Source organism: Burkholderia stagnalis, assembly GCF_902830275.1.
In the GTDB taxonomy this organism is placed as follows: domain Bacteria; phylum Pseudomonadota; class Gammaproteobacteria; order Burkholderiales; family Burkholderiaceae; genus Burkholderia; species Burkholderia stagnalis.
The window spans coordinates 117,239-143,806 of the sequence record NZ_CADESW010000017.1 but is presented as its reverse complement, the minus strand read 5'-3'; the positions used below and the strand labels follow the sequence as shown (position 1 = coordinate 143,806).

Sequence of the window (26,568 nt, the reverse complement as noted above, 5' to 3'; positions counted from 1 at the left end):
GGAGAGTTGCCGTTTGGTGTTGATGTCAGAAAGCGACCGGATCGCGGTGCGCTACTTTGCGGATTGCTTACTTCCTGGCTATCCGGCAGAAAGTCTGCCACATGACTTGATCAATTGACCGTGTAGTAGAAAGTATTGCTCGAAAAAGTCTATGTCGATGAAGGTTAACCCTCTGTGAGGTTCGCCAGAGATTCGATCGCCGAGCAGATCTGAACTCACCGTTCGGCCAGCAAGCCGCGCCGGTCCGCCCGGAAAAGGTGACTTTGGTGCGTTGCCCATTTCGCCGGAACGCCCCGTGGCGTCTCGCAATCATTGCCGTCATGCCGCAGTTTCCGTAGACCTTGACGGGGCCGAACTGTGGTCCGTTGCTTCGAGCGTCGTACTTTGTCTCGCTCATGGCAATGCTGATTATTACGTAGTCGTGTGACTTGGACAAATGATCAAAAAAGACGCTAGTATGGATCGTCCAGGGCGATTTCGATGACTGATGACGTGCCCCGAGACCAACTGACATGGAGCGAGCTGATGCCGATTTTTGAAGCAGATCATCTCCGCCGGGTGTTCATCGGCGGGCGATGGGTGGAGCCGGTGAACGGTGGCATTGAACAGGAAATTGTCGATCCGGCGACGGGGGAGGGCTCCGGAGTCTTGCTGTTCTCCGACGAGGCGGATGTGGACCTGGCGGCGAAGGCGGCGAGCGATGCCTTCGCAACGTTCTCGAACACGCCGCTGGTCGAGCGGCTCAAAATACTCGAGGCCGTGATCGCCGTATACACCGAGCGGTTGCAGGATATGGCGGACGCCATCACGCTCGAGATGGGTGCTCCGATGGAAGCCATTTCCCGTCCGCTCCAGGCGGCGCTGGGACTCTGGCACCTTCACACGACGCTGGAAGTCGCCAAGCAATACTCGTTCGAGCGAATCCAGGGCACATCGCGGATCGTGAAGGAGCCGGTGGGGGTGTGCGGGTTGATTACCCCGTGGAACTGGCCGATGAACCAGGTCATGTGCAAGGTCGCACCGGCGTTGGTGACGGGTTGCACGATTGTGTTGAAGCCCAGTCAGAATGCACCCTATTCGGCCATCGTTCTCGCCGAGATCCTCGAACAGGCAGGCGTGCCGCCGGGTGTATTCAATCTCGTGCAAGGCTCGGGGCAACGCCTGGGACGGGCGATTGCTTCCAGTCCGCTCTTCGACATGGTGTCGCTGACGGGGTCTACGAGCGCTGGCGTGGAGGTTGCCCAGGCCGCGGCGACGACGATCAAGCGGGTGACGCTGGAGCTCGGGGGGAAATCGGCGAACATCATTCTGGACAGCGAAAACTTTCAACAGGCCGTGACGCACGGCGTGCTGCAGATGATGGTCAATTCCGGTCAGACGTGTACCGCGCCGTCGCGAATGCTGGTTCCGGCGCATCGCCTCGACGAGGCGGAAAAAATTGCCGCGGCTGCGTGCGCGCAGGTCGTCGTCGGCGATCCGCGTGATCCGAGCACGACGATGGGCCCGATGGCGAACAAGCGCCAGCATCGGAAGGTGCAGGAGATGATCCAGGCGGGAATCGACGAGGGCGCGCTGCTCCTGTCGGGCGGACTTGGCAGTCCTCCTGGGCTCGAAAGAGGTTACTACGTCAAGCCGACCGTCTTCAGCCGCGTGAACAATCAGATGACGATTGCGACAGAGGAGATTTTCGGTCCGGTACTGGTGATCATTCCCTATCGGGATGAATCCGACGCCGTTGCCATTGCCAACGACTCGCCGTACGGTTTGTCGGGATACGTCTATGGAGAATCGATCGAGCAGGCGGAGCGGGTTGCAAGAAAACTGCGGACCGGGATGGTGCATTTGAACGGTGCCGCAGCTGATATCGCAGCGCCGTTCGGCGGTTACAAGCAGTCAGGAAATGGGCGCGAATGGGGCTACGCCGGCATCGAGGAGTTCCTCGAGACGAAGTCCATGTTCGGTGCGACCCCGGGTGCGGTCAGCTGAGTGGAATCGACGACGGGCGCTCATCTCGGGTGGGCGCCCCGCTGTCAGCCGTCGTCCGTCGACGGAGCGGCGACGATATCGCGACGCGCGTTCAAGCGCGATGTGGCGCAGATCGGCATCGCATCGGCCCTGTCAGGTCGTTGGCCTTCGGCACAACGTAGCACTGCGTCGATTCTCAAGCGTGTGTGGTCGAGTTCGAGATCGAATCGGCAAACGCCTCCAACGCCGAGCTCGCACTATCCAGATTGGCCTCGAGCCCGTCGAGGTCGGTTTCGTTTTGCCAACTATTCAGCAAACCATCGATCAGGATAATGCTCATTCGTGCGACAGGCTCGAGCATGTCGTAGCTCACTTTGGGCACATGCTTGCCGAAGTAAGCGATCGTTCGCTCGACAGTCTGAATGTAGGTTTTCAACGCGAAATCCGGACGATGACGCTCCGCCCACTGGATCAGCTCGGACTGCGCGCGGGCGTACGACGGATTCCGTACGAGCCATTCGACGGTCTCGCGTAACTGCCATCCGGCGAGTTCGCCCAGCGAGTGAAATTCACCATGAGCTGGAATGTCCGTTGCGAGAAGATCGAACAGGGATTCGTAAACTGCGTCGAACAGATCGTCCTTGGTCCGAAATACATAATGGAGCGACGCGAGAGGGCAGCATGCGGCTTGCGCGATGCGTCTCGTCGTGGCGCCAGCGACGCCATGCGCGGCGATGACTTCCACGGCAGCGTCAACAAAATCCTGTCGCCGCATCGCAGCGCGAACTCGTGTCATTGATAAACTCCGGTACCCGAAAATCCTCGTTCGTTCACGTCTTGTGGGTGTGTAGTGTTCGTTCGCATTACATGGTCAATTGACCACAACGGTCGTGAATTATGTCGGCTTCTTGAAAGTTTGTCCATGGAAGCGCTGGCTAATGGTTTCCCGGATGCCTCGCTTGCCAGGTCGAGTCATGGACGAGAAAGGCGTTCGGTTGACTTGGTCATTTGACCTTTCTGAAAATTAAGCAGCCGAAGATTTGATGTCGATGGAGGTAAACCCGTGGGGACAAGGGGCGTGACGTCGGCCCAGAAGCCGTCTGGTGAGTCGTGTTTGCACGGGAATTGAACTGGAATGCCGGAAGTGGCGCCAGTGGATTCTCTGAGGTGCTGATTGCCGCGTCGCGCTTGTTGCGGTAGGGGCGAGCGTCACGTTTCCGTAACGGGCGTTCGAACAGGGTGTGCGCACCGAGTAGCGCCGCACACGACGAAGCCATCAACGTGATGCGTTACGAGCCGAGCAGGCATTCGCAAAGAGGTGATGCGAACCTCGCCGCGGCGAGGCCTATGCAACCGGTGTCTAGGGGGCAGAAACTGCTTACGGCTTCCGTGCTGACTTGCGAGCGGTCTTCGCGGGCGGACCAGCGTCCGAGAGCGTTGCCGCATAGGCGGCCAGCATCTTGCTCGCATGGTCGACGTCAGCCGCCAGGCGTTTCGAGTCTTCTTGAGCAAACCAGGAAAAAAGTAGCCCGTCCACCAGGACAACGGTCAGCCGCGCGACGGCATCCAGCGCTTTTGCACTGGGACGCGGCTCGGCGGCGGAAAGATAGCCACGCGCGCCTTCCAGCGAGATACGAAGGGCGCCCACAGCCACTTCGGGCTGATGTCGCAGTGCCCATGTATAGAGTTCCGACTGGGTTTTTGCGTATGCCGGGTTTGCTTCGAACCAGGCCATCACCGAGCGCAAATTGAATTCCGCGAGGTCAGACAGTGTGCCATGCTCGGGCGCTTCCGGGCTATCTGTGCGGATCAAGTCGATCAAGGACTCATAGACCGCGAACAACAGTTCGTCCTTCGAGTGAAAGACGTAGTGCAGCGAAGCAAGCGGGCAACCCGCAGCTTCGGCGATGCGACGGGTCGTGGCGCCCTTTACACCGTGCTCTGCAATAACCGCGACAGTTGCCGCTACGAGGTCCTGGCGGCGGACTTCAGCCCGTACTCTCTGCATAGGCCAGTGCTCCGTTTGATGTCTTCGTCCTAAGGTGCTACCCGCGCCGGGTAGTCGAATCGCTGGATATTAGCATGACGATGAACGCTATTTCCGCGAGCCTCGGAAGGCGTTGCTGCGCACGGATGTGATGTGCGGGGCGCTGCGTGGGAAACGTGACGCCCCGACGCATGCCTGGTGTGACCCTGGTGCCGCATGCCGAGGAGCGGGGCGGTGCGCCACGCTGTAATCGGTCGGCACGCGATTCCGGCCCGCAGATGCTCGGCTGCGAGCCGGCGTCGAGGCAGATGCAGGCCACGCGTTGGGGGGGGGCAAGCGTGATCGTGTGAGTTCGGGCGGCGCTTTCATATCCGGCTAGTGGAAACCCCGTATTCCAAATGTCAATTCGGCGCATAAGACTCGTGCCTGTAGATACATGGTCATTTGATCAAGTCAGTCACTCTGCACCGCTAGCGTGGCTTGAGTCGTTACGTGGTGCGGCGAGTTCCCTGTTCCGGGGCGTGTCTGCCGCTGCAGGTCGCGCAAACGCAACGCAGGGACCGCGGCCACGTGAATACTTGGTATGCGCCTCGCCGTACAGTCATATGACCAAGTCGTGTGACTTTATTGATCGATGTGAATGATGATTGTCTTGCTGCAACGTGGTAGACGACACGATAGGGTGTACGAATGAGCAACTTGATTGCTGTCTTGGGTCTGGGCGCGATGGGATCCGCGATCGCCATCTCTCTGATTGAGCATGGCGAGAAAGTCGTCGTCTGGAACAGGAACTCGGGAAAGGCTCAACGTGTGTCCGAGCTCGGCGCCCGAGCGGCCGACAGTGTGATGGATGCCTGTGCGCAGGCGGATGTCATCGTCGTCGTGACCGCAACACCGATCGACGTCGCGAGCGACTTCGAGGAACTGGGCGAGGGCTTGCAAGGAAAAACGATCGTCAATCTGGCAACGGGGCGTCCATCCGAGGTCCAGGCGCTGGATCGGCTCGTGAGCCGCGTCGGCGCGAAATTCATCAGCGGGACCATCCAGTGCTTTCCGCCCGATATCGGCAGAGAAAGCGCAACCATCCTTTTTGGCGCCGAGGTGAATGTCTGGAACGAAGTCGAGCCGTTCGTGAGAAAGATCGCGCCACGATCCGTCTACGTCGGTGCACGCCCCGATGTACCGAACGTGCTCGATGCCGGGTTGACTGGAACCTTCGTGTTTGGTGCTGGCGCAGCGTTCCTGGAAGGTCTTCGGTTCGTCGTGAATTCGGGCATGTCGATCGACGAGATTCGTGACTTGATTCCCACTTACATCGCCGGTCAGGCGCGCTTTATCGAGGGCCTGTTCGAATCCGTGGCGGCTTCCGACTATCAACCTCGGGGCGCGAACCTGGACGTGTACGCGCGAGCAGTCGCGCTGTTCCAGCAGGCGCAGGAGGACGCGGGGCTGCCGCCGCGAATCCTGAAGGCGTTACGCGAGCGAATCCTGTCATCCATTGCAGAAGGCGATGGTGACCGCGGATACGCTGCTCTTTTCAATCATTGACAACTTGTTGGAGGAAACACCATGTCGTTGCAACGCCTTTCAAGTGATAGCAGTCCTGATGACCTGGCGAATGCGGTTCGCCAGGATGGCGGTGCGATCGTCAAGAACTTTGTCGGTTCCGACCTGCTCGCACGTATCCAGCGGACGCTTTTCGACACGCTCGAATCTGCTCCGAACGGCGTAGACGAGTACTTCGCGGGTACACAGACGCGGCGAGTTTCGCGGCTCTTCGCACGCACCGACTGGATGGCCGAGGTCGCTTTGCATCCGCTCTACCTGGGCGCCGCGCGCAGCATTCTGCAGACGCCGATCAAGATCTGGAGCGGCGAAAACCAGGTCGATATTGCCCCGGATATTCAGGTGGGCGTGACGCAGGCCATTCAGATTCGACCGGGTCAAGGCCTGCAGCCCTTGCATCGCGATGATTCTGTCTGGCTCTGGCGACATCCGAACTACGGTCGCGAAGCTCGGTTCCAGGTCATGGTGGCGGTATCGGACTTCACCGAGGAAAACGGCGCCACACTCGTCATTCCCGGCAGTCACAAGTGGGACGACGAGCGCATGCCCAAGCAGGAGGAAGCGGTTTCCGCGGTGATGTCCGCCGGCGATGCCCTTTTCTTCATCGGCTCGACCTATCACGGCGGCGGGAAGAACGTCAGCGATGCGCCGAGAACCGGCCTGACGATGTCGTATGACCTGGCGATCCTTCGTCAAGAAGAAAACCAATACCTCACGTTGCCGATCGAACGTGTGAAGCGCTTTCCGGAGGAACTGCAGCGATTGCTCGGCTGGACCTATGGCACCACGTTTGCAGGCTTCGTCGAGCGTAACGGGCAAATGTCGGACCCGAACGATCTGCTGAAAATGAAGGATTTCCTCGAGGTCGGGCATTTCGATTGACGGACGTGATGAGCGTTGGAATTACCGCGCTTTTTCCCGTAGAAATTGGACGGTCCCCCATCGCAGAAGGCATCGTAGTCAGCCGACATCAAGTGCGAGGAGGCCGACGCGATGCGCGTATGTGGAGCGGAATCGGGGCTTCAGCGCAGGCGGGTCGTGGCTTAAAACCTGCTGAAGCTCCCGCCTATGCGCAGTCAAGATGCGGCATAGCGGCACGTCCTGCTACCTGTTGCCCCGTAGATATCGAGTTCGACCCGTTTCGAGAATCACCCCGGCCGTCGATATGAGGGCCGGCGAAGCGCGAACGAGCTCGATATCGCGATTTATCGGTCGGTTGAAGCCATCTTCGAAACAGTCCACGTGTGGGTGTGAGCAGCAGGGCGATCGAGATCCTTCGACGCGCTCTCGCATTCGTGCAAACGACAAGGAGCGCATCGTGAGTTACGAAATCAAGGGGATCCGTAAAATCGCCCTGCTTTACACGGGGGCCGTGGTATGGACCCCAACCTATCTGCTTCCGTTCAACATCGAGGAATCGATGGCCCGGTTCGGACTGTCCGAAAGCAGCGCTGGATGGCTCGCGTCCGCGGTGCTTCTCTGCCTTTCGCTTTCCATCGTAATTTTCGGACGGCGCATGGCGACGTTGAACAAGAGAGCGGGCGCACTGATTGCGGCGGCGCTTGCCGTTCTGTCGACTTGCGCGATGTTTACGAACAATTTTCATGTTTTTGTCGCCGCCAGGCTGATTCTCGGCGTCGCCTTGGGTGTGAGTTGCGTGTGTGCGTACGGTGTGATTGCGCACGTCAAGCACCCGGAGAAGGTCGCGGCTCAAGTCGCTGTGGCGATGGCCGTCATATTTTCCGTCGCGATGTATGTCGTGCCGGTCGTGAATGCGAAGGTGGGGAGCATCGGCGTGGATGCCGTCCAGCTAGCCATTGTCGTGGCAGCCCTGTTTTTCGGCGCATTCATGCACCCCGCCATCAACGCAAGCGAGGAAGGTGCCGCGAAGGATGCGATCAGATCCAGCGATGTCCGCGGGATTCTGATCAGTGCATTCTTCATCTACGTTTCGCAGACGGCCCTCATGGGGTTCGCCGCGGAGGTCGCGGCAACTCGTGGCGTCGAGGCGCAGCAACTGGGCATTCTGTTCATGATCAATGCTGCCGCTCAATTGCCGGTGGGCGTAGCGGTTTCCTGGTTGGGTGATCGTTGCGGACTGTTCAAGCCGATCGCCTTCGGGCTCATCGTGTTGATCGCATGCAGCCTGGGCATGTATTGCGTGGGCGGTAAATGGGCGTTTCTCGTGTCGACGGCCCTGATCAGCGCCGGTGCGACGCTGGTTGCGCCGTATATGGTGGCGGCGCTCTCAAAAATGGATTCCAGCGGCAGAAGCACTGCGACCTGTGCGTCGGCGATCAATTTGGGCTTGGCAATCGGCCCCGCGATTGCCGGAACGGTGTTCAGTGTGGCCGGTTTGCGCGCGGTTGGCTGGCTTTCCGTCGGGTTGCTGGTGGTGCCGATTCTGCTGACCAGCGTTGCGATCCGACAGTTCAAGTCGAGACATTCCGAAGCTGCTGTCGCGTGACGCGTGAGGCGGAGCCAACGACAGACGCTGCGACCGCACCACGCGGCGGGGCTGCTGCCTGACACGGCAGTGTGGAACCGGCCGGTATCGGTCGGACCATTTCGCGCCGGGAGGCGATGCAGGGAATGGCGCGAACGCGGTTGAGCTCGAGCACTAATGAAATTCTCGACTATCACTGGATCTCTTCATGGAAATCAAATTTTATCTTTATTGTCTTGCCGATCTCACCTTGATAGTGACTTCGCTGATATGTGGTGTGAAGTATCTCGTTAAGCGAAATGGTCTGCTCGGGTTCGAGTCGCTGGTCGTGACGTTCTCCGCAACGAATTTGATGATCAATGCTTTGACGGGAAATCCCGCCTTTTTTGAAGTTTCTATTTTTTGCGACGCGTTTTCCAGAGGATTCGGTGTGCCGGTCATCACCATTGCCGCGATGATGGCCGTCACGCACCGATACAAGCCGTCGATATTAGGTGACGTGATGTATGTGGTAGGCGCACTGGCGGGAACCGTTGTTTTGTGGGCAGCGGATTTCATGATCGGACCCAAGCCGTATTTCTATCTGGTGATGTGGTCCTTGTTCTCGCTCTACCTGGTCTACGTCATCAAGAAGTTGATAGACGCGGGAGAGAACCGGAACGCTGCGAGCGTGACACTGGCACTGGTATCCACGCAGATCATCGCGAGTATCTACGACTTCTACCACATACCCGGAGATAGCGACCACATGATTTTCTACACACTCGCCATGTTCTCCTGGTCGTACATGTCCGTCTCACTGTATTTCGCCTATTGTGCTTTGGAGCGCGCCCAGGAGGATGAAATAAAGATCAATCGACGCTATGCCGTTGGTACCATGCATCGACATCAAAACTAGTTGTCGTGCCCGACGAAACGCCTTGCTTCACTTATGCAATGGAAAGGGAGAGGCGAAGGTCCGTCGCGAGCCGAGTTCGATCTACGTGACGCCGGGCGACGTTGCCCGGCGTCACGGCGATGGTGGGACAGTGAGCGGGCCTCCGGCTGTTTGCCGGCCGGGGCGTCCCGGAGTCGAAGGGCTTCGGGTTCGAAACACACGAGGCGGAAGGAGTATGTCCGGCGGGCCAACCTTATTGGGTCGAGTCGTAATGCTCGATATGGTACAGAACCATGAATCCCGGGCTCAATACGAAAAATATCCCGGCGATAAGCGAGATTGCGATGAATAAGCGCTTCACCATGCCCAGCCTCCGTGTTTGATGAGCTGAATTTGAAAATCATTTCTTGCGAACATCCCGGGAACGCAACGCCATGTTCGAGTTCCCGGGATGAGACGCATTGATTCAAGCGACTTCGAACAAGCCGGCCGCGCCCATTCCGCCGCCTACACACATCGAAACAACGACGTAGCGTGCACCACGTCTTTTGCCTTCGATCAGGGCATGACCGACCATGCGCGCGCCGGTCATCCCGTACGGATGGCCGATAGAAATGCTGCCGCCGTTGACGTTGTATCGCGCGGGATCGATTCCCAGCTTCTCACGGCAGTACAGCGCCTGGCAGGCGAACGCCTCATTGAGCTCCCACAAACCGATGTCGTCGGTTTTGAGGCCATGAAGCTCCAGAAGCTTCGGGATCGCATAGATGGGACCGATGCCCATCTCCTCCGGTGCATTGCCGACGACGGTCATGCCCCGATAGATACCGAGAGGGGTGGCCCCGATCTGCTCGGCGGTTTTTCCGTTCATCAGGACGCAGGCGCTTGCACCGTCCGAAAGCTGGCTCGCGTTACCCGCCGTCACAACACCGCCGTCGATTACCGGTGCGAGCGTGGCCAGCGATTCGAGCGTCGTGCCGGGACGATTTCCCTCGTCCTGCGTGAGCGTGACCTCATGCCTCGACGTCGTGCCGGTCGCTTTGTCGACGACCAGCTTCTGTGTCGTGATCGGAACGATTTCGCTCGAGAAGCGGCCGGCGGCTTGTGCGGCGGCGGTGCGGAGCTGGGAATCGAGTGCGTACTGATCCTGGACGTCCCGCGAGATCCCGTACTTGCGGGAAACGAACTCGGCGGTCTCGAGCATCGGCATGTAGGCCGCGGGTTGCGCGGCCAGCACATTGGGGTCCTCGTCGGCGCGGGTCCACTCGAAGTAGCGCGTTTGTACCGCCGAGATGTTTTCCTGGCCGCCCGCAACGACGACCTGCATCCCGTCGCACATGATCTGCTTGGCGGCCGTCGCGATCGCCATCAGGCCGGACGCACATTGCCGGTCGAGTGTTTGCGCAGCGACGCTGGCAGGCAATCCGGCTGCCAGCACGCCGTGTCGGGCGATATTGCCGCCAGCGGTCCCGGCGTTGAGTACCGAACCGATCACGGCGTCTTCGATACGATCCGGCTCGATGCCGGCACGCAGTACCGCGTGCCGGATTGCGTGCCCGAGAAGGGTAGGCGAGTGCGTGAGGTTGAATGCACCGCGATATGCCTTTCCGATGGGCGTACGTGCGGTGGAAACGATGACGGCATCAATCATACGGTATCCTTATTGATGAGGCGATGGAGGTGAAATGGAGACATTGAGTCCAGGTTAGAACCAGTGTTCGGGCATGGTGAGCGGGGTCGTCTCCACCGGATCGAGAACGGCGAGCCACGCAGCCACCTTGGGCATTTCCCATCCGAAGAAGTAGTCGCACGCGGCGAGTTTGCCGCGATGAAAGTCGGTTCCCGTCGGGCTGTCCTGGAGCGTGGCGGCCACAATTGCTTGATCGAGCCAAAGCCAGCCGACGACTACATGCCCGAATGCTTCGAGATAGGCAGCCGCATTCGCCAACTGGACATCGGGGTCATCGTGCTTGTGCAACGTGTCGGTGACGACGCGGATGTGCTCCCACGCGCTTTCGAGCGTGCTGGCGTGACGCTGAAGCGACGGAGTCGACCGCGCCCTGGATACCGTTGCAGCGATTCTCCTGTCGAGAGCCGCCATGGCGACACCGCCGTTTGCACGTGTTTTTCGACCCAGCAGGTCGAGCGCCTGAATGCCGAACGTGCCTTCGTGTATCGGATTGAGTCGGTTGTCGCGATAGAACTGCTCGACGTTGTATTCGCGCGTGTACCCATACCCGCCGTGAACCTGAATGGCGAGATCGTTGGCGACGAGGCCCCATTGCGATGGCCAGCTCTTGACAACGGGCGTGAGCAGATCAAGCAGATGATGTGCTTCATCCCGGCCGTCGGCGTCTTCCAGAGAATGGATATCGTCGCTCAGACGGGCCGCGTACAGACACAACGCCAGCGCGCCGGACACATAGGCCTTCTGCGCCAGCAACATGCGCCGGACGTCAGCATGGCCGATGATGGGAATCTGCCCGGATGTTGGCGACCGGTCGCCGCGTGGCCGGCCCTGCGTGCGGGTCTTTGCGTAATCGAGCGCGTGCAGGTAGCCCGTGTATCCAATCGAGGCCGCGCTGAGGCCGACAGAGATACGCGCCTCGTTCATCATGTGGAACATGTAGGCCAGCCCTTTGCCGGGCTCACCGACAATCTCACCGATTGCGCCGGCCTCGCCCTCCGGGCGGTAGCGCCCCTCGCCGAAATTGAGCAGGCAGTTCACGGTGCCGCGATACCCCATCTTGTGATTGATGCCCGCCAGCGCGACATCGTTTCTCGGGCCTGGCAGGCCGTCGGGGCCGATCAACTTGCGCGGAACCGTGAAGAGCGAGATGCCCTGGATTCCCGGCGGAAGCTGGCCGTTCTCGTCGGGAATCTTCGCCAGCACCAGATGGACGATATTCTCGGCAATCTCGTGATCGCCGCCCGAAATCCACATCTTGTTGCCGAACAGGCGGTAGCGGCCGTCCTTGCTCGGGACCGCACGCGTGCGGATATCAGCCAGGCTCGACCCGGCTTGCGGCTCGGACAGGCACATCGTTCCGAAGCATCGGCCTTCCGACATCGCCTTGACATAATGCTCCACGCGCTCCCGTTCGCCGTGGGCCATGAGCAGATTGGCATTGGCGATCGTGAGAAACGCATAGCCCGCGGTGCCGGGATTGGCTGCAAGCAAATAAGCCATGCCGGCTCGCTCCACGGTGCTCGGCAGACACATGCCGTTCCATTCGGCGGGGAACGACGCGCTGATCAGGCCGGCGTCCGAAAATGCGCGCAAGGCGGTACCGACTTCCGGATTGATGGTGACGCGTTCTCCGTCGAATGCGGGTTCGTTGCTGTCGTTTTTCTTGTTATGCGGCTTGAAGAGATCCGTGGCGAGCGATTCGTAGACATCGAGCACGGATGTGTAGTCGATTCGGTCTTGCCCGGCATATCGTTGCCGGCGAGCGAGAGACTCGACCTGCAGCCAGTCGAAAAGAATGAACTCCACGTCGCGACGGGAGAGGGTGAGTTCGCTAGTCATGGAATAGAGTAAGTTGGCTTCTGCTGCTTTCGTAATCGTCCGGATCTCTTCAATAAACTGGGGGATCCGCTGCGGAGCGCTGTCCGGGATTTGTCATGCAGCCGAATGCTCCTGCGCATTCGCCGAGGTGACACGGGCCTTGGTGAGTTCGAGATCGCCCTGGGCCGCCCCGGATGAAGGAACGGTCTCGCCGTTCCGGCTCGTGACCTCGTCAAGGCGCTGGGCGAGCTGGTGAACGATCTGGTCGCCAGTTCCGAGATGGATGCCGGGTGTCAGCGTGATATGTGCGGCCTCGAAGCTGCCTGCGCCCGCGCACAAGATCATCCGACTCGGTGCGTCTTCGGCGGCAAGAACCGCTACCGCGGGGCTGACCGACGCAGGCGACAGCGTGTCGAGAGTGTCCGCCGACATCAGGCCTTCGAGCATGCGTGTCCCGGCCGTTGGCGCAAGGCAGTTCACGCGAATGTCGTATCGCTCGCCTTCGATGGCCAGTGTCTGCATCAGACCTACGAGCGCCATCTTTGCGGCGCCGTAGTTCGATTGCCCGAAATTGCCGTACAAGCCGGACGACGACGTCGTCATCACGATGCGGCCATACCGTTGCTGCCGCATGGTTTCCCACACGGCCTTTGAACAATTGACCGCTCCCATCAGGTGCACTTCGATCACCGCACGAAAGTCGTCGAGCGTCATCTTGCTGAAGCTCTTGTCGCGCAGGATGCCGGCATTGTTAACCAGGATGTCGACCCGGCCCCATTGCGAAAGTGCTTGGTCGACCATGCACTGGACCTGTTCGTAATCGGTTACCGATGCGCTGTTCGCGACGGCCTCGCCGCCGGCTGCGACGATTTCGTCGACGACCCGCTGTGCGGCTGTGGCAGAGCCGCCGTTGCCGTTCACGTCGCTGCCCAGGTCGTTGACCACGACCTTTGCCCCCAGTCGGGCAAGCAGCAGTGCATGCTCGCGGCCGAGGCCTGCACCGGCGCCGGTCACGATCGCAACACGGTTCGTCAGATCAATCTTCATGGGTTGTCTCGTTGGTAGTGTTTATGTAGCGGCCTTGGAGTGAATAGTGAAATCCGGAGGGGAATCGCCCGCTCCGGATCGGTTCAGGCCTCTGTTCGTGGCTCAAAGACCCAGGTGCGTTGCAATATCGTCGTAGTCGACTTGCCACAGGCCTGGCGTTCCAGCCGGATATTGAGAACGGAAGCCGATGATTCGCTGGACGCGTTTCGACAGGCTTCTCACGATGTCCATATCCACGATGAACGGATACGCTTCCTCCGGGGTCAGGTAGGACGGCTGCATCGGCAGCGTGAGCCCGCGTCGGCGCTCGTTTTTCGTCACGTTCGCACCGCCGCCATGGATCACCTTCCCGCTAAACAACAAAGCGTCGCCGGCATCCATCTCGGCGGCGATGGTCATTTCGGGGGTGCCCTTGCTGTTGAAGTAGTCCTCGTCCCAGTTTTGGCTCCCCGGAATAATTCGGGTGGCGCCGTTTTCCTCGGTGAAGCGCGTAAGGGCGATCATCAGGTTGGTAAACACGGTGGGACCGTTGATTCCGAGCGCGCACAGAGGCGGGAAGTTACCGACATCGCGATGCAGCATTTGCGCGGTGTTCCCGGGGCCGATGTCGATCACCTGGGCGGTCGACAACCACCAGTCGCCGGACTCTTCTCGGTATAGCACTTCACCGAGCGCATGAAAGAGATCGTCGTCGAGCACGCTGCCAAAAGTCTTGCTGTGCGTGATCATGTTCGTCAGGCGCTTTGTATGCGCGCCGTGGAATTCCTTGATCAACTCATTTTCGTGTGACGATCCTTCGCGAAGCCTCTCGAGCGGACCATCCACCTCGCGATTGACGTTCGCGACCTGTTCTTGCGACAGGTAAGCCTTGATTCGAACTCCGCCGTACTGATTCATCAGCGATACGATCTCTTGGGCGCTAGTCGTCTTTGAGACGATGGGGAGAGAGTTCAAATTGTTCAGAATATTTTTGGTCATTCGTTCCTCGAAGTGTACGCGGTAGGTAACGGAGTGCGTGCTCGTCACACCCATGTTTCGAGAACCCGAAGGCTACGGCTCGATGCCGGACATGACACACGTGGAATCTGGTCGGGGGAGTATCCGGTGATGCGGTGTGTTCCCGGAAATATGATCAAATGATCAAGTCACGTGACATGAAAATTATCACTGTGCGCATCCAGGGTCGATCATGGTTAACCCGTTCGCTTTCCGAATGATTTTCCAATGAGTGATATCGGGCAGCGCCAGCGTGTACGTGGGAAATGAGTTGTTCGCTGAACGTGAGGCGGCGTGCGGATCCGGTCGACGGATGTTCGGGCGTGTGGCGGTGTCGTTTCGAATGGAAAGACAAAATTTCTCATCCGGCCCCGGTCGAAGATCGACCGGAGCCGGATGGGAGGAGGCGATGGCAAACGGTGCTGGCCGGAATCGAGAAGCTAGTTGCTCGAGTGAGGGAGAGCGGTGGAGAGGTTGTTCAAGTGCGCGATTGCTCTTCTCAACAAATTGCAATCTGCATGACCGTCGTCACCGTCATGCGAACACGTCGGCAACATACCTGCCATGCTCGCGCTCCATCGTGTCGATCCACGCGTGAGCGCTTTCGTCATTCGCGCCGGTTGAGTCCTGGTAAATCCGACCGAGCGTGGCACGTACGGCTGGCGCCATGTTCTTGCCATCCCCGCATACATAAACAGTGGCGCCTTGCGCAAACAGCGCGGCGATTTTTTCCCGCTCGAGCCATACTTTGTCTTGGACGAAGCGAGCGCCTTCCTCCGGGCGGTTGGAATAGGCCGGCATCACTTCGACCACCCCCAAGTTAGCCCACTCTTCAAGCTCATCCCGATAGAGAAAGTCGACGTCGGGGTCATCGATTCCGAAGAAAAGCAACGACGGGCCGACGTTTTCTCCCCGCTGTTTCTGTATTGCACGCTCTTGCAGAAAGCCGCGGAACGGGGCAATACCGGAACCCGCGCAAATCAAGATCATCGGAAGGTTCGATTCGGCTGGCGGACGAAAGCGTGCATTCGACGGTCTGACCGAAACGGACACACTGTCACCCGCGTCGAGTCGCGCGAGATACGACGACGCCACCCCTTCGTGACGGCCGTTGCCGGAGAGTGCTGGTGCATCGACTACGGCAACCGTCAGCGTCACGTGATCTGCTTTCCAGAGGGGGGACGACGAAATCGAGTACTGGCGCGCTTTCAACGCGGGGAGCATGTCGAGGAACTTGTCGAACGACAAATCGACGGAGCCGAAGCGTTCGAGCAGATCCATGACGGTGGTTCGTTTTTCCAGAATCTCGCATTCGAAGTCGCCCGTGCTCAGGCGCTCGAGATCGACCTTCTCGGGCGGACAGCGAGTGGCCGTGGCAAGGATGGAGACTTGCGATCGAGTGGCCGGAACGGCAAGTTCAACGTAGCTCGAAAGCAGCTCGCCGCAACTGATTGCCTGGCCGAGCGGAAGGCGCGGATTGCTCGATGTCCCGTCGATGACCACCTGCGTGTCCCAGCTCAGGCGAAACCGGCGCAAGACGCGATCGACGTTCCGTTTGGAATTGCGAGGCAGAACGGCCAGGTAGTCGCCGGAGCGATAGGTCATCGTCTCCGGCAACTTCAGTTCCATGTGCTTCTTCGACCGGCTTCCCGGCGCACTAATATCGACGAGCTCTCTATTGTCGATCACCGTCGCGTGCGTCATATCGTCAACGCTGAGCAATTTCTCGCGAACGTTATTCAGGAAGCTGACGTTGAGTGCGGTGTTGTTGTTTTGCGCAACCGACGTATCTTTCCCGAAGCTGATCGCAAAACGATTCCAGAGCTCGGCATACCATCGATCGAACTCGCCAAAGAAGTCACCACCCGAATCCAGCTCGCCTCTGGCGTGAACGCGCGTGGCGCCGGCTTTTTCGAAGGCTGCGTCGACGCGCTTGGGGATCGCCTGATACGTTCTTGCCCACTGCTTGTTGCCGCATCCAAGAACAGAAAATTTGACTCCGCCCAGCGCCCCTTCGCTCATCGCCTCGATATAGGGAAGAAACGAGATTGCATTGTCGGGCGGCTGGCCTTCGTAGGAAGCAGTAACGACTACGATCGCAGGAAATCCATCGATCTTTCCTGCGAACGCGTCCAGAGGAGCGCAGGTGGCATGAAATCCATGGCGACCGGCGTCGCCTGCAATGCGACGAGCGAACGATTCCGACGAACCCGTGTTCCCGCCAAACAGGACCAGCATCTTCGACGCGTCCTTGTCGGAGACCGCCGGAGCCTGATCGACGTTCGGTGTTTCGATGCTCGCACGCACGCGAAGGTTGTCGTTCGATACCTTGCGCACACCTCGCGCCCGTGGCCGCACGTTGATACGCAGGCCGGTAGGCTTGAGCGTAAGGGTTTCGGCGACTTGCAGCTCGTAGTTCGGATCGGCGAAGGAAAAATCGAATCGCTGAAGCAGCATGATCAGGACGAGGTGCGCTTCCTGCATTGCGAACGGCCGGCCGATACATGCGCGTGCGCCATTGCCGAAGGGTTTCCACGAATTCGGCGGAAGTTTTTCCGCATTCTCCGGTTCGAATCGCTCGGGACGAAATGCCTCGACGTCCTCGCCCCAGACACTTACGTCGCGATGCAACATGGGCGTCAGGATCATGATGATGTCGTTGGGAGACACCGGATATTTCCCGCCGAACGTGGTGTCGGCGAGCGGGGTGACGGCGAAGGCCGGGGCCGTCGGCCAGATCCGCAACGTTTCCATCAGGATTTGTTCGATGTAGCGCAGTCGCGCCAGATGCTCGATCCGTGGCGTGTCGTTGCCGACGACCTCGTCGACCATGTCCCGTGCTCGTTGCAGAACGTCCGGGTTCTTGAGCAGGAAATAGGTGGCAAAGGACAGGAGCCCGCTCGTCGTTTCATGCCCGGCGATGAGAAACGTGATCATCTGGAAAACGATATTCTCGTCATCGAGCTTCTCGCCCGTCACCGGATCCACACCGTTCAGCATCCGGTCCAGCAGGTCCATCGCTTCTTCGTTGTCGTGCGGGTTCTTCCGCCGGTCTTCGATCATTTTGGTCGCGAGCGATCGCATGAGCTCGATATCCGCGTCGAACTTGCGACTCCGGTTGAGCATCAGCTTCGACACCAGTTTCGGCCGCAACTCGCGCTTTCCCGCCTCGCTGAGGGTATTGACCATCGCATCCACAAACGGATGCTGGTCTTCACGGTAGAAGCTATTGAAGCGACAATCGAACGCACATAAGGCGATCGTGTCGAGCGTCAGGCGAGTCATGTGGTCGGAGACATCGACAGCCGTCTCGGGGCCGAATCGTTCCCAATAGAGAAACATCTGGTCGGCGATGTCGACCATCTTGTCGAACATGGACCAGATGCTGAGTGGACCGAAAGACTGCATCAATACGCGATGCGCCTTCGCCCAGTTCGGCTCGTTGCTGAATGCGGTAAATAGCCCATCTCCGATAGCCGGCCGCAGTTCAAGCAGAGATTGGTGTACGGATTTCTGAAACCTGCTTTCGTCGCACACCTCGTCGACGAGTGCTTGTCCGCTGACAACGTAGTAACCTTGCCCGAACACCTCGAACCAGTAGACCGGCCCGTAGGTTCGTGCGAGATCCATCATCTTTGCGAGCGGCGATGGCCCGAGGACTTCCATCAGGTGACCGATGATGGGCTTCAGAGGCGGCTGCGGAACGAGGGCGGAGGATTTCATTTCAATAACCTTTCACAAGGACATGTCGAAGCGTCGCATCTCAATCTATTGAACGAATGTAAAATAGACAAAAAGACGTGTCCAGAGCTTTTTATGCCACCTGATGTAAGCCCTAATCCCGCCGATCCACGCTTTCAGAGAAGTTACGATTCCCTCGTCCGTGCCGTGACGGAACTGCTCGACGAGGCGCCCCTGAGCAAGCTCAGCATTGCTCAACTGGTGCAGCGTGCAGGTATCGCTCGTCCCACTTTCTATCAGCACTTTCCCGACCTTCAGGTTGCTGCTCAGCGGGCGGCGTTGGCTAGGCTCGAGAATGCATTCACGTTCGTCGAGGAGCAGGGCAAGCTGCTGAACCCGTCGAACGTCGCGTTTGTCAAGTCGATGGAAGTGGAAACGGCGCTGATCCTTCAGCATTTGCTGGCCCATGAGTCTTTCTATCTGACCGTATTCAACGACGCAGCGACATCGACTTTTTTCGATGACCTCATTACGTTCGTCGCAGGTCGCATCCTCCCGCCCTATGAAGGAATCCGAACGGAAGCGGAAGAGGATTGCCTGACCGTGTTGGGTGGTGGTTTGGTCTGGACGGCGGTGCACTGGCTTCGCCAAGGTCCCGCGCGGCAGAATCCAGAGGCGATGGCGAAGCGCATGGCTAAGACATCAGTGACAATCCTCGACGCTTTCGGTCTTACTACCGGGTTCGCTCAGGGCGACTCAAATTAGTCGAAGGTGGGGGTAGTGCGGACGTAATCGCACCCTTCGCTCGTGCGGCCGCAATCATCAAGCGAGCGTAGTCGATCTCAGGACACACCGGAATTTCCCAACCAATATCGCGACGGAAATTGGGCTGGCCTCAGTCGGATTGCAGGTTTCAACTTGGACGAAAAAGATTCCAAGTTGGATGCATCTCGACACGTGCACCGCACATTCCAGCACCATCTCGCTCCACTTGTCCGCGTGAAATTGACGTGCTAGTTTTTCATGAAATTTCCCGTTGTAAATTTCATGGGAGCGCGCATGTTCCTGCAGTCGGACCGCCACGTCGCCAGTTACTACGCCGGCACCCATCCGGAGCCGATTCTGCATCGCCTGCAGCTGGACGCGCGCGTCGACGCCGACGTGCTGGTAGTCGGCGCGGGCTTCAGCGGGCTGCACACGGCATTGCGCCTCGCGCTCACGGGCAAGCGCGTTGTCGTGCTCGAAGCGAGCCGGGTCGCGTGGGCCGGGTCGGGGCGCAACGGTGGCCAGGCACTGCTCGGCTGGTCGTGCGACATGCCGCCGATCGAGGCTGCGCTCGGCCGCGACGGCGCGCGTGAGCTGTGGGACAGCATGCGCTGGGCCGCGGCCGAGGTGCGCGAACTGCCGACGCGGCACGGCTTCGACATCGACTATCGGCCAGGCAGCCTGTGGGCAGCCGTGCGGCCGCGCCGCGTCGCGATGCTCACGCAGGCGCGCGACGAAGCGGCCGAGCGCTGGGGCTATGAGCGGCTGCGCGTGATACCGCGCACCGAGATGCCCGAATGGATTGGCAGCGCGCGCTACGTGGCTGCGCTCTACGATCCGGAAGCCGGCCACCTGAACCCGCTGAAGCTCGCGCTTGGTCTCGCGCAGACGATCGAGCGCGCCGGCGGTCGCATCTTCGAACAGAGCCGAGTGCTCGACTACCGCGAGACGAACGGCGGCTACGTCGCACGCACCGCTGGAGGCGAGGTGCGCGCGAACGTGCTGGTGCTCGCGTGCAACGCTTACGTCGACCGGCTCGATGCCGAACTCGCGCGCCGGCTGCTGCCGGTCGGCACCTACCAGGTCGCGACCGCGCCGCTAGATCCCGACGTCGCACGCGCACTGCTGCCGCATGACAACTGCGTGATCGACAACCAGTTCGTGCCCGATTATTTCCGCCTGAGCCCGGACGGACGGTTGTTGTTCGGTGGCGGCTGTACGTATCTTGGCGGCATCCCCGCGGACATCGCGGCCGCGACGCGTCCGCACCTCGAACGCGTATTTCCGCAGCTGCGCGACGTGCCGCTCGATTTCGCGTGGGGTGGGCATATCGACATCAGCATGCGCCGCACGCCCGACGTCGGCCGCCATGGGCAACGCTACTGGCTGCAGGGCTTCTCCGGCCACGGCGTGCTGCCGACGCTTGCGGGTGCGCGCGCCGTTGCGGACGCCGTGCTCGGCGACGATCGCCTGCTGGCGCTCTACCAGCGCATCCGCAACCCGCGTTTTCCGGGCGGTGACCGGCTCGCCGCGCCGCTCGAGGCGATCGGCAAGGCCTGGTACCGTCTGCGCGACACCGTCTGATTGTCTATGGAACCCACGATGAACGAACAGGAAGAGATCGAAAGCCTCGCGATCCTGATCCGCGATCTTCGCAAGCACCGCAAGGTCACGCTGAATGAGCTGGCTGACAAGATCGGCCGCTCGGTCGGCTTCCTGTCGCAGGTGGAGCGCGGGCTGTCGCGGCCGACGGTGGCGGACCTGACCGCGATCGGCGAGGCGCTCGGCGTGCCGACCACGTATTTCTACAGCCTGAGCAAGCCGCGCGCCGTGCCGTGGGTCACGCGGCCCGATGAACGGCGCACCGTGTATTACGCGGCGGGCATCACGGATATCCTCGTGTCGCCGAGCATGCGCGCGCGCTTCTCGATCCTCGAAAGCCATCTCGCGCCGGGTGCGAGCAGTGGCGAGCGCCCCGTCGACGACAGCGACGAGCAGGGCGGCTTCGTCCTCGAAGGCGAGCTGACGATCTGGCTCGACGGCGATGATACGCCCGTCACGCTCGGCCCGAACGACGCGTTCCAGTTGCCCGCGCACCGGCGGTTTCGCTACGCGAACCTGACGGACGAGCAGACACGGGTCATCTGGGTGTTCACCTGAGAATGGCCGGGGCGGGCGGCTGTAGCGGGCCGCCGTCCGGCGTGCGTTGTCTGGAGTACTGAACGACCGGGGCATGCGGTACCGTAAGTACCGCCCGGTTCCGGCTCGCCGCGATGCGGCATCGTCACACTCGAACGGAAGGATGAATCATGGCTGACGTCGTTTCCGCGCTGGTCGATGAAGTCCGGGCATTTCGTGCCACGCATCCCGAGATCCGCTATGTCGACCTGATCTGCCTCGACCTGCCCGGTCATTTTTACGGCAAGCGTTACCCGATCGATGCGCTCGAGAAAGTCGCGTCCGGCTCGATGCTGAAGTTGCCCCAGAATTGTGTGCTGCTCGGCACGCAGGGCGGCCTGTACAAGATCGGCGACTACTGCTTCAACGACGGCGACCCGGATGCGCCGCGCCGGCTGATTCCCGGCACGCTGAAGCCGGTGCGCTGGGAGAGCCAGCCGCTTGCGCAGATGCTGATCAGCTCCGACGGCACCGATGCGCCGATCGAGTTCGAACCGCGTGAAGTGCTCGCGCGTGTGCTGCGGCGTTTCGTGAAGCGGGGGATTCGCCCGGTCGTCGCGTTCGAGCTCGAGTTTTACCTGTTCGCCGCGCAGCTTGCCGAAGGCCTGCCGCAATACCCGCGCGACCGCCTGAGCGACGATCGCGACGATCAGCCGAACATGCATATCGAGCGTCTGTCGCGCTTCTCCGACGTGTTGCACGAGATGGTCGAGGCAGCGTGCGAGCAGGGCGTCGACGCGACGGTGATCACTGCCGAACTCGGGCCCGGCCAGTTCGAAATCAATTTCGGGCATACCGACGACGGGCTGCGCGCGGCCGACTGGTCGGCGCTGTTCTGCCGCAGCACACGCGGTGTTGCGCTGCGGCATGGTTACCGCGCGAGCTTCATGGGCAAGCCGTACCTGCACGCGCCGGGCAGCGGCATGCACGTGCATGTGAGCCTGTACGACGAAGCGGGGCGCAACCTGTTGGCCTCGGACGGGCAGCGGCCATTGCGTCATGCGGTGGCGGGCTGTCTCGCGCTGTTGCCGCATTGCATGCCGGTGTTTGCGCCGAATCACAATGCGTTTCGGCGCTATGGGTCGATGGTGAATGCGGCAAGCCGAGCAAGCTGGGGATTCGAGGATCGGGATGCGTGCATCCGGATTCCCGAATCGGACGCACGAAATCTGCGGATCGAGCATCGCCTCGCGAGTGCGGATGCGAATCCGTATCTCGTGCTCGCGGCCATTCTGACCGGGATGGAATACGGGCTCGATGCGGGCCGGGAGCCGATCGCGCCGCTCAACGACGATCGCGGAAGCGGGATCGATTTCCCGAAGGACATGCTGTCGGCGGTCGCCGCGATGCAGGATCATGCTGCGGTGCGCGAAGGGCTCGGCGGGGAGTTCGTGATGGTCTACTGCGAGAACAAGCGGCAGGAGCAGCTCGACTTCATGAACGAGATCGGGGCGCGCGAGTATCGATGGTTTCTTTGACGCACTCGGCGGGATGAGCGTCGGTGGAGGCGGGCACGCAGGGCCGACGCTCACGCGCGCATCCGTTAATCCGTCGTTCCCGCATAAGCCGCTTTCAGCGCGGCGCAGTCGAACTTCGTCATTTGCATCATCGCGCCCGCAACGCGCGCGGCCTTGACCGGGTCGGGGTCGGCCATCATCGCAATGAGATCGTCGGGGACGATCTGCCACGACACGCCGAAGCGATCCCGCAGCCAGCCGCAGCCGTCGGTCGAGCCGCCGCCTTCGAGCAGCGCGCTCCAGTAGCGGTCGAGCTCCGCCTGGTCGCCGCAGTTGACCATCAGGGAGATCGCATGATTGAACGACTCGGTGCGTTCGTGGCTCATCGCGATGAATGGCTGCCCGAACAGAACGAACTCGACCACCTTCGTGCCGCCGGCGCCCTGCACCGACGTGACACGCGTCACGCGCGAGTCGGGAAAGATGCCTGCGTAGAAAGCCGCGGCTTCTTCGGCTTCCGCTGAGTACCAGAGGAACGGCGTGATCTTCTGAATCGTCATGGCAAATCTCCTGTCAGTGTGGGCCAAAGGCGGGAGCAAGCTGCGTGCCGCCACTGAGGCAGCGGCGGACGGCCATTGAAATTAACACGTCGGGACGAGAAGAATCATGCTTTCTTGCGAGATTCGGCGATGCGAATGCGGCCCTGGTTGACCGGCTAGTCCGGCTTGCGATCAGGGGTCCGAAAAGCTGACTGGCGTGATTTTGCTGCGATGCGGATTATGCAGCTGGCGAGCCAGTGATCACCGCGACGCGTTCGAGAATGCGCTGAACACGCTCGTCATAATCGGAGACCTCCATGTCGTCGCTGCGCTTCGCGAGGTAATGCGCCAATCCGAAACGCGCCGATCGCCGCGTGAACAATTGATAGTAGTCGCCTGCATCATGCAGGCGCACGATGTCGGGCCATCGAACGAGGCTGCTTGCCCCGGACGGGATCGTCACGGATAGGCCGTCAGGCAGGATCAGCCATCGATGCGTGCCCTCGAGCCGGGCGATACTGCGGCGTGCGCGCTGCTCGACAAGCCTCGAAACGACAGGGGCGCCAAGGGCGATCATGCTCGAACGCCGTGCGCGACGCACTGAAAGTATCAGATCGGTCAGCCGGCTGCCGAAGCGTCGCCAAACCAGAACATAGGCCAGCGCGACGATGATCGATCCGATCACTCGCTCGGCAGGATGCCCGGTTTCCTGCGTCAGGTGCCAAAGTGCCAGCCCTATCAATGGCGCAATCAGTAGCGCCGGTTTCAATACGTACTGCATGACACGCTCGATACGCTGCAGCATGGCTTCGCGTTTCGTCGCGTCCCGCGCGAGATGCGCGTCGACGGCACGTCGCATCAGTGCCTGGCTCTGTTCCGGACCGATGGTGAAGCGCAACTCGTTCGGCCCCGGAAGCGCGTCTTGCGAGGCGGTGTCCTGCAATTGATTTTCCGTTTTCGACACGCTCGATTTCCATTGAAGACTTGCAGCCTGATCAAAGGGCCATCGCGATCCCGCGGCATTTTACGGCATGCATCGGAGCGCGTCGGCAACGTCGCGACTCGCCATTGTTGATAGACTTTTCGCGTTTGTGGCCGCTGGCTACATCAACGACGTGTTTGCAATGCGAGGGTGCGACGGTTTTCTGCAGCACGATCGGCATGCAACCGCCTCACGCTGAACGTGATCGACAACCGGAAGAACATGCACCGCGACAAGCCCGCCAGAAAGAGCATCGATCCGCGTGATTACCAGGATGCGCCCGGCATCGCTGCCGTGATGCCGAAAACATTTCCGGATGGCTTCGTCGTCGCCGAGCATCGACATGCGCGGGCGCAACTCGTCTACGCCACGGCGGGTATCGCCGACGTCATCGCAAATCAGTCGCTCTGGCGGGTTCCGCCTCACCGCGCCCTGTGGATACCGCCTGAACTGGCGCATGCCATGCGCGCACGCGGACACCTCGAATTGCGAACCGCGTATGTCCACCCGCGGGCCTATCCGTCGGGATACCCGAATCAACCGAGACTGGTGGACGTCTCGCCGTTGCTGCGCGAATTGATCGTCCGCGCATCGTCTTTTGCGCTCGACGGCACGCCAGGCGGACGCGACGCTTTGGTGATCCGGCTCATGCTCGCCGAAATCGAATGGGCTCCGGAGCAACCGCTGCGGCTGCCGTCCGGACAGGACCGGCGTCTTGCCCGCGTGTGCGATGCGATTCTTGCCGATCCGGCCGATGGGCGCACGCTGGTCGAATGGGCGCACGAAGTCGGCGCATCGAGCAGAACGCTATCCCGGCTGTTCAACGCCGAAACCGGCTTGTCTTTCAGCCAATGGCGGCAGCAAGCCAGGATTTCAGCCGCGCGCCCGTTGCTGGCGTCGGGGCGTTCCGTCATCGCGGTCGCGGCGGAGCTCGGGTATGAAACGACGAGTGCCTTCTCGACCGTGTTCCGCCGCTTGACCGGCATGACGCCAAGCGCCTACGCGAGGTTGTCCGATTCCGCGTAGGGAATGTCTCGCCGGAAGATGCGGGACGCGACGCACTCGCTTATCGTGACGCTCATCGAGACAACTGACCGATCAAGGTAGGGCGACATGGCACGTTACGACATCGAATTCCTGTCCGAAGGCACGATACTGCGCGGCTGGTTCTACGAGCCGGATCCACAAGGCACCGGCACGGCAACACACCCCGCCATCGTGATGGCTCACGGGTTCTCGGCCGTAAAGGAACAATATCTGGACCGCTACGCCGAAGTGTTTGCCGCGAGCGGCTTTGCGGTGCTCGTGTACGACCACCGGGGGTTCGGCGCAAGCGATGGACATCCCCGTCAGGAAGTCGACCCGGTGCTGCAGAGGCGCGGCTATCGCGATGCGATCAGCTACCTGCTGACACGTCCGGATGTCGATGCGGCACGCATCGGCATCTGGGGCACCAGCTACAGCGGCGGCCACGTGCTCGAAGTCGCCGCGATCGACCGGCGGGTCAAATGCGTCGTGTCGCAGGTGCCGACGATCAGCGGCTATCAGTCGGCCTTGCGCCGCACGCGCTCCGACCTCGTGCCGGCGTTGCTGGCGCGCTTCGATGAAGACCGCGCGCACCGATTTGCCGGCGGCACGTCGGCCATGCTGCCCGCGGTCAGTGACGACCCGCAGGTTGCCTGCGCGATGGCCGGCGCGGACGCCTTTCGATTCTTCACGGAATCCGCGGCCCGGTTCGCGCCGAACTGGAAAAACGAAGTCACGCTGCGCAGTGCGGAAATGGCGCGTGAGAATGAACCAGGCCAATACGTCGCCCGCATCTCGCCGGCCCCGCTGCTGATGATCGTGGCCGACCAGGATTGGCTGACGCCAACCGATCTTTGTCTGCAAGCGTGGCAAGCCGCCCTCGAGCCGAAGCAACTGCTGATGATTAACGGCGGGCACTTCACGCCGTATGTCGAGCACTTCGAAGCAACCAGCCGGGCGGCAGCGCAATGGTTCGAGCGGCATCTGTCAGGCGCGCGCCGGCCTGACCATGCGAGGGTTCGCTGAACACGAGCGCCGGGAGGGAGCCCCCGGCGCCGGGAATCCGTTGCAATGAGACCGGCCGGGCCTGAATTGCGTTGCCCTCGATGCAGGCCGCACGCCGACCGTCATCGCAACGGAAAGGTGACACATTACTGCCCGAGCTTCGACGACACGCACCCCGTGCTCGAACACTCGCGATCGCGCTCGCGCAGGAACGACAGGCGCGACTGCGTCATGTCGATCGCGCATTCGAGGTTCACGTAGTAGCCGTCGTCGCGCGTATAGCTGCACTTGTCGTCGCGCTGCTTCAGCCACGCGAGCTGCCCGGTCTTCAGCGTGCCTTGCTGGTCGCCGCTCAACTGCTTGCGCAGGCGGCCGTACTGGTCGTTCAGCTCGCGGTCGAGCTGCGAGAACTGCGTGCTGCTGCAGTACACCTGGTCGAAGGCGCTGCGCGGCTTCGAGCAGCCCGCGGCGTGCGCGGCAAATGGAACGGCGAGCGCCGCGAACAGCGCGCACGATGCGACGAGCGTTTTCTTTTTCATGTGG

The 26,568-nt window shown here is 60.7% G+C and carries 21 protein-coding genes; 11 read left to right on the top strand and 10 right to left on the bottom strand.

Annotation, left to right across the window (positions count from 1 at the left end; all coding sequences use genetic code 11):
* Nucleotides 1–525: 525 nt before the first annotated feature.
* On the top strand, nucleotides 526–1,986 hold the full coding sequence (locus HWY45_RS26170) for an aldehyde dehydrogenase family protein (RefSeq protein WP_059488333.1): 1,461 nt from the start codon (nucleotides 526–528) through the stop codon (nucleotides 1,984–1,986).
* A 175-nt stretch (nucleotides 1,987–2,161) separates the two neighbouring features.
* Here the strand turns inward: HWY45_RS26170 and HWY45_RS26165 are convergent, their stop codons facing one another.
* Nucleotides 2,162–2,761: a TetR/AcrR family transcriptional regulator gene (locus HWY45_RS26165; protein ID WP_034202086.1), complete on the bottom strand. Its 600-nt coding sequence runs from the start codon at nucleotides 2,759–2,761 to the stop codon at nucleotides 2,162–2,164.
* A 582-nt stretch (nucleotides 2,762–3,343) separates the two neighbouring features.
* A complete protein-coding gene (locus HWY45_RS26160; RefSeq protein WP_034202087.1) occupies nucleotides 3,344–3,973 on the bottom strand; it encodes a TetR/AcrR family transcriptional regulator in 630 nt (209 codons plus the stop codon).
* A gap of 669 nt (nucleotides 3,974–4,642) precedes the next feature.
* Here HWY45_RS26160 and HWY45_RS26155 point away from each other — a divergent pair.
* From HWY45_RS26155 to HWY45_RS26140, 4 genes are all read left to right on the top strand, one after another.
* Nucleotides 4,643–5,500 carry an NAD(P)-dependent oxidoreductase gene (locus HWY45_RS26155; RefSeq protein ID WP_081057975.1) on the top strand — a complete coding sequence of 286 codons (858 nt, stop codon included), beginning with the start codon at nucleotides 4,643–4,645 and terminating at the stop codon, nucleotides 5,498–5,500.
* A gap of 21 nt (nucleotides 5,501–5,521) precedes the next feature.
* Nucleotides 5,522–6,400, top strand: a complete 879-nt coding sequence (locus HWY45_RS26150) for a phytanoyl-CoA dioxygenase family protein (protein WP_059485475.1) — start codon at nucleotides 5,522–5,524, stop codon at nucleotides 6,398–6,400.
* 436 nt (nucleotides 6,401–6,836) lie between these two features.
* The gene (locus tag HWY45_RS26145) at nucleotides 6,837–7,985 is read left to right on the top strand and encodes an MFS transporter (protein ID WP_059485474.1); all 1,149 of its coding nucleotides are present in this window, start codon (nucleotides 6,837–6,839) and stop codon (nucleotides 7,983–7,985) included.
* Nucleotides 7,986–8,172: 187 nt separating this feature from the next.
* Nucleotides 8,173–8,862, top strand: a complete 690-nt coding sequence (locus HWY45_RS26140; protein WP_059485473.1) for a hypothetical protein — start codon at nucleotides 8,173–8,175, stop codon at nucleotides 8,860–8,862.
* A gap of 445 nt (nucleotides 8,863–9,307) precedes the next feature.
* Here HWY45_RS26140 and HWY45_RS26135 read toward each other — a convergent pair whose 3' ends face one another.
* The 5 genes from HWY45_RS26135 to HWY45_RS26115 all read right to left on the bottom strand — a co-directional run bounded on the left by HWY45_RS26135 (nucleotide 9,308) and on the right by HWY45_RS26115 (nucleotide 18,115).
* Nucleotides 9,308–10,492, bottom strand: coding sequence for an acetyl-CoA C-acyltransferase (locus HWY45_RS26135; protein ID WP_034202090.1), 1,185 nt, complete (start codon nucleotides 10,490–10,492; stop codon nucleotides 9,308–9,310).
* A 54-nt stretch (nucleotides 10,493–10,546) separates the two neighbouring features.
* Nucleotides 10,547–12,370, bottom strand: a complete 1,824-nt coding sequence (locus HWY45_RS26130; protein WP_059485472.1) for an acyl-CoA dehydrogenase — start codon at nucleotides 12,368–12,370, stop codon at nucleotides 10,547–10,549.
* A 93-nt stretch (nucleotides 12,371–12,463) separates the two neighbouring features.
* Entirely contained in the window at nucleotides 12,464–13,396 is a 933-nt protein-coding gene (locus HWY45_RS26125) for an SDR family NAD(P)-dependent oxidoreductase (protein ID WP_059485471.1), read from the bottom strand.
* 102 nt (nucleotides 13,397–13,498) lie between these two features.
* Entirely contained in the window at nucleotides 13,499–14,374 is an 876-nt protein-coding gene (locus HWY45_RS26120; RefSeq protein ID WP_059485485.1) for a phytanoyl-CoA dioxygenase family protein, read from the bottom strand.
* A 552-nt stretch (nucleotides 14,375–14,926) separates the two neighbouring features.
* Complete coding sequence (locus HWY45_RS26115; RefSeq protein ID WP_059485470.1) at nucleotides 14,927–18,115, bottom strand: bifunctional cytochrome P450/NADPH--P450 reductase; 3,189 nt, start codon at nucleotides 18,113–18,115, stop codon at nucleotides 14,927–14,929.
* A gap of 165 nt (nucleotides 18,116–18,280) precedes the next feature.
* On the opposite strand from HWY45_RS26115, the gene HWY45_RS26110 reads away from it, so the two are divergent.
* From HWY45_RS26110 to HWY45_RS26095, 4 genes are all read left to right on the top strand, one after another.
* The gene (locus tag HWY45_RS26110) at nucleotides 18,281–18,838 is read left to right on the top strand and encodes a TetR/AcrR family transcriptional regulator (protein ID WP_059485469.1); all 558 of its coding nucleotides are present in this window, start codon (nucleotides 18,281–18,283) and stop codon (nucleotides 18,836–18,838) included.
* A gap of 294 nt (nucleotides 18,839–19,132) precedes the next feature.
* Nucleotides 19,133–20,422 (top strand): NAD(P)/FAD-dependent oxidoreductase, encoded by a 1,290-nt coding sequence (locus tag HWY45_RS26105; RefSeq protein WP_059880187.1) that lies wholly within the window; start codon nucleotides 19,133–19,135, stop codon nucleotides 20,420–20,422.
* A gap of 18 nt (nucleotides 20,423–20,440) precedes the next feature.
* Nucleotides 20,441–20,998 carry a helix-turn-helix domain-containing protein gene (locus tag HWY45_RS26100; RefSeq protein WP_059805024.1) on the top strand — a complete coding sequence of 186 codons (558 nt, stop codon included), beginning with the start codon at nucleotides 20,441–20,443 and terminating at the stop codon, nucleotides 20,996–20,998.
* Between the two features lie 149 nt (nucleotides 20,999–21,147).
* Nucleotides 21,148–22,494 (top strand): glutamine synthetase family protein, encoded by a 1,347-nt coding sequence (locus HWY45_RS26095; RefSeq protein ID WP_059880184.1) that lies wholly within the window; start codon nucleotides 21,148–21,150, stop codon nucleotides 22,492–22,494.
* Between the two features lie 65 nt (nucleotides 22,495–22,559).
* On the opposite strand, the gene HWY45_RS26090 is transcribed toward HWY45_RS26095, so the two are convergent.
* Both HWY45_RS26090 and HWY45_RS26085 read right to left on the bottom strand, forming a co-directional pair.
* Entirely contained in the window at nucleotides 22,560–23,033 is a 474-nt protein-coding gene (locus HWY45_RS26090) for a VOC family protein (protein ID WP_059880178.1), read from the bottom strand.
* A 217-nt stretch (nucleotides 23,034–23,250) separates the two neighbouring features.
* A complete protein-coding gene (locus HWY45_RS26085) occupies nucleotides 23,251–23,976 on the bottom strand; it encodes a hypothetical protein (RefSeq protein ID WP_150999055.1) in 726 nt (241 codons plus the stop codon).
* Between the two features lie 240 nt (nucleotides 23,977–24,216).
* On the opposite strand from HWY45_RS26085, the gene HWY45_RS26080 reads away from it, so the two are divergent.
* The gene (locus HWY45_RS26080) at nucleotides 24,217–25,020 is read left to right on the top strand and encodes an AraC family transcriptional regulator (RefSeq protein ID WP_059563123.1); all 804 of its coding nucleotides are present in this window, start codon (nucleotides 24,217–24,219) and stop codon (nucleotides 25,018–25,020) included.
* An 87-nt stretch (nucleotides 25,021–25,107) separates the two neighbouring features.
* Nucleotides 25,108–26,046 (top strand): alpha/beta hydrolase, encoded by a 939-nt coding sequence (locus tag HWY45_RS26075; protein ID WP_059880173.1) that lies wholly within the window; start codon nucleotides 25,108–25,110, stop codon nucleotides 26,044–26,046.
* Between the two features lie 125 nt (nucleotides 26,047–26,171).
* On the opposite strand, the gene HWY45_RS26070 is transcribed toward HWY45_RS26075, so the two are convergent.
* Nucleotides 26,172–26,564 (bottom strand): lysozyme inhibitor LprI family protein, encoded by a 393-nt coding sequence (locus HWY45_RS26070; protein ID WP_059563096.1) that lies wholly within the window; start codon nucleotides 26,562–26,564, stop codon nucleotides 26,172–26,174.
* Between the last annotated feature and the right edge of the window lie 4 nt (nucleotides 26,565–26,568).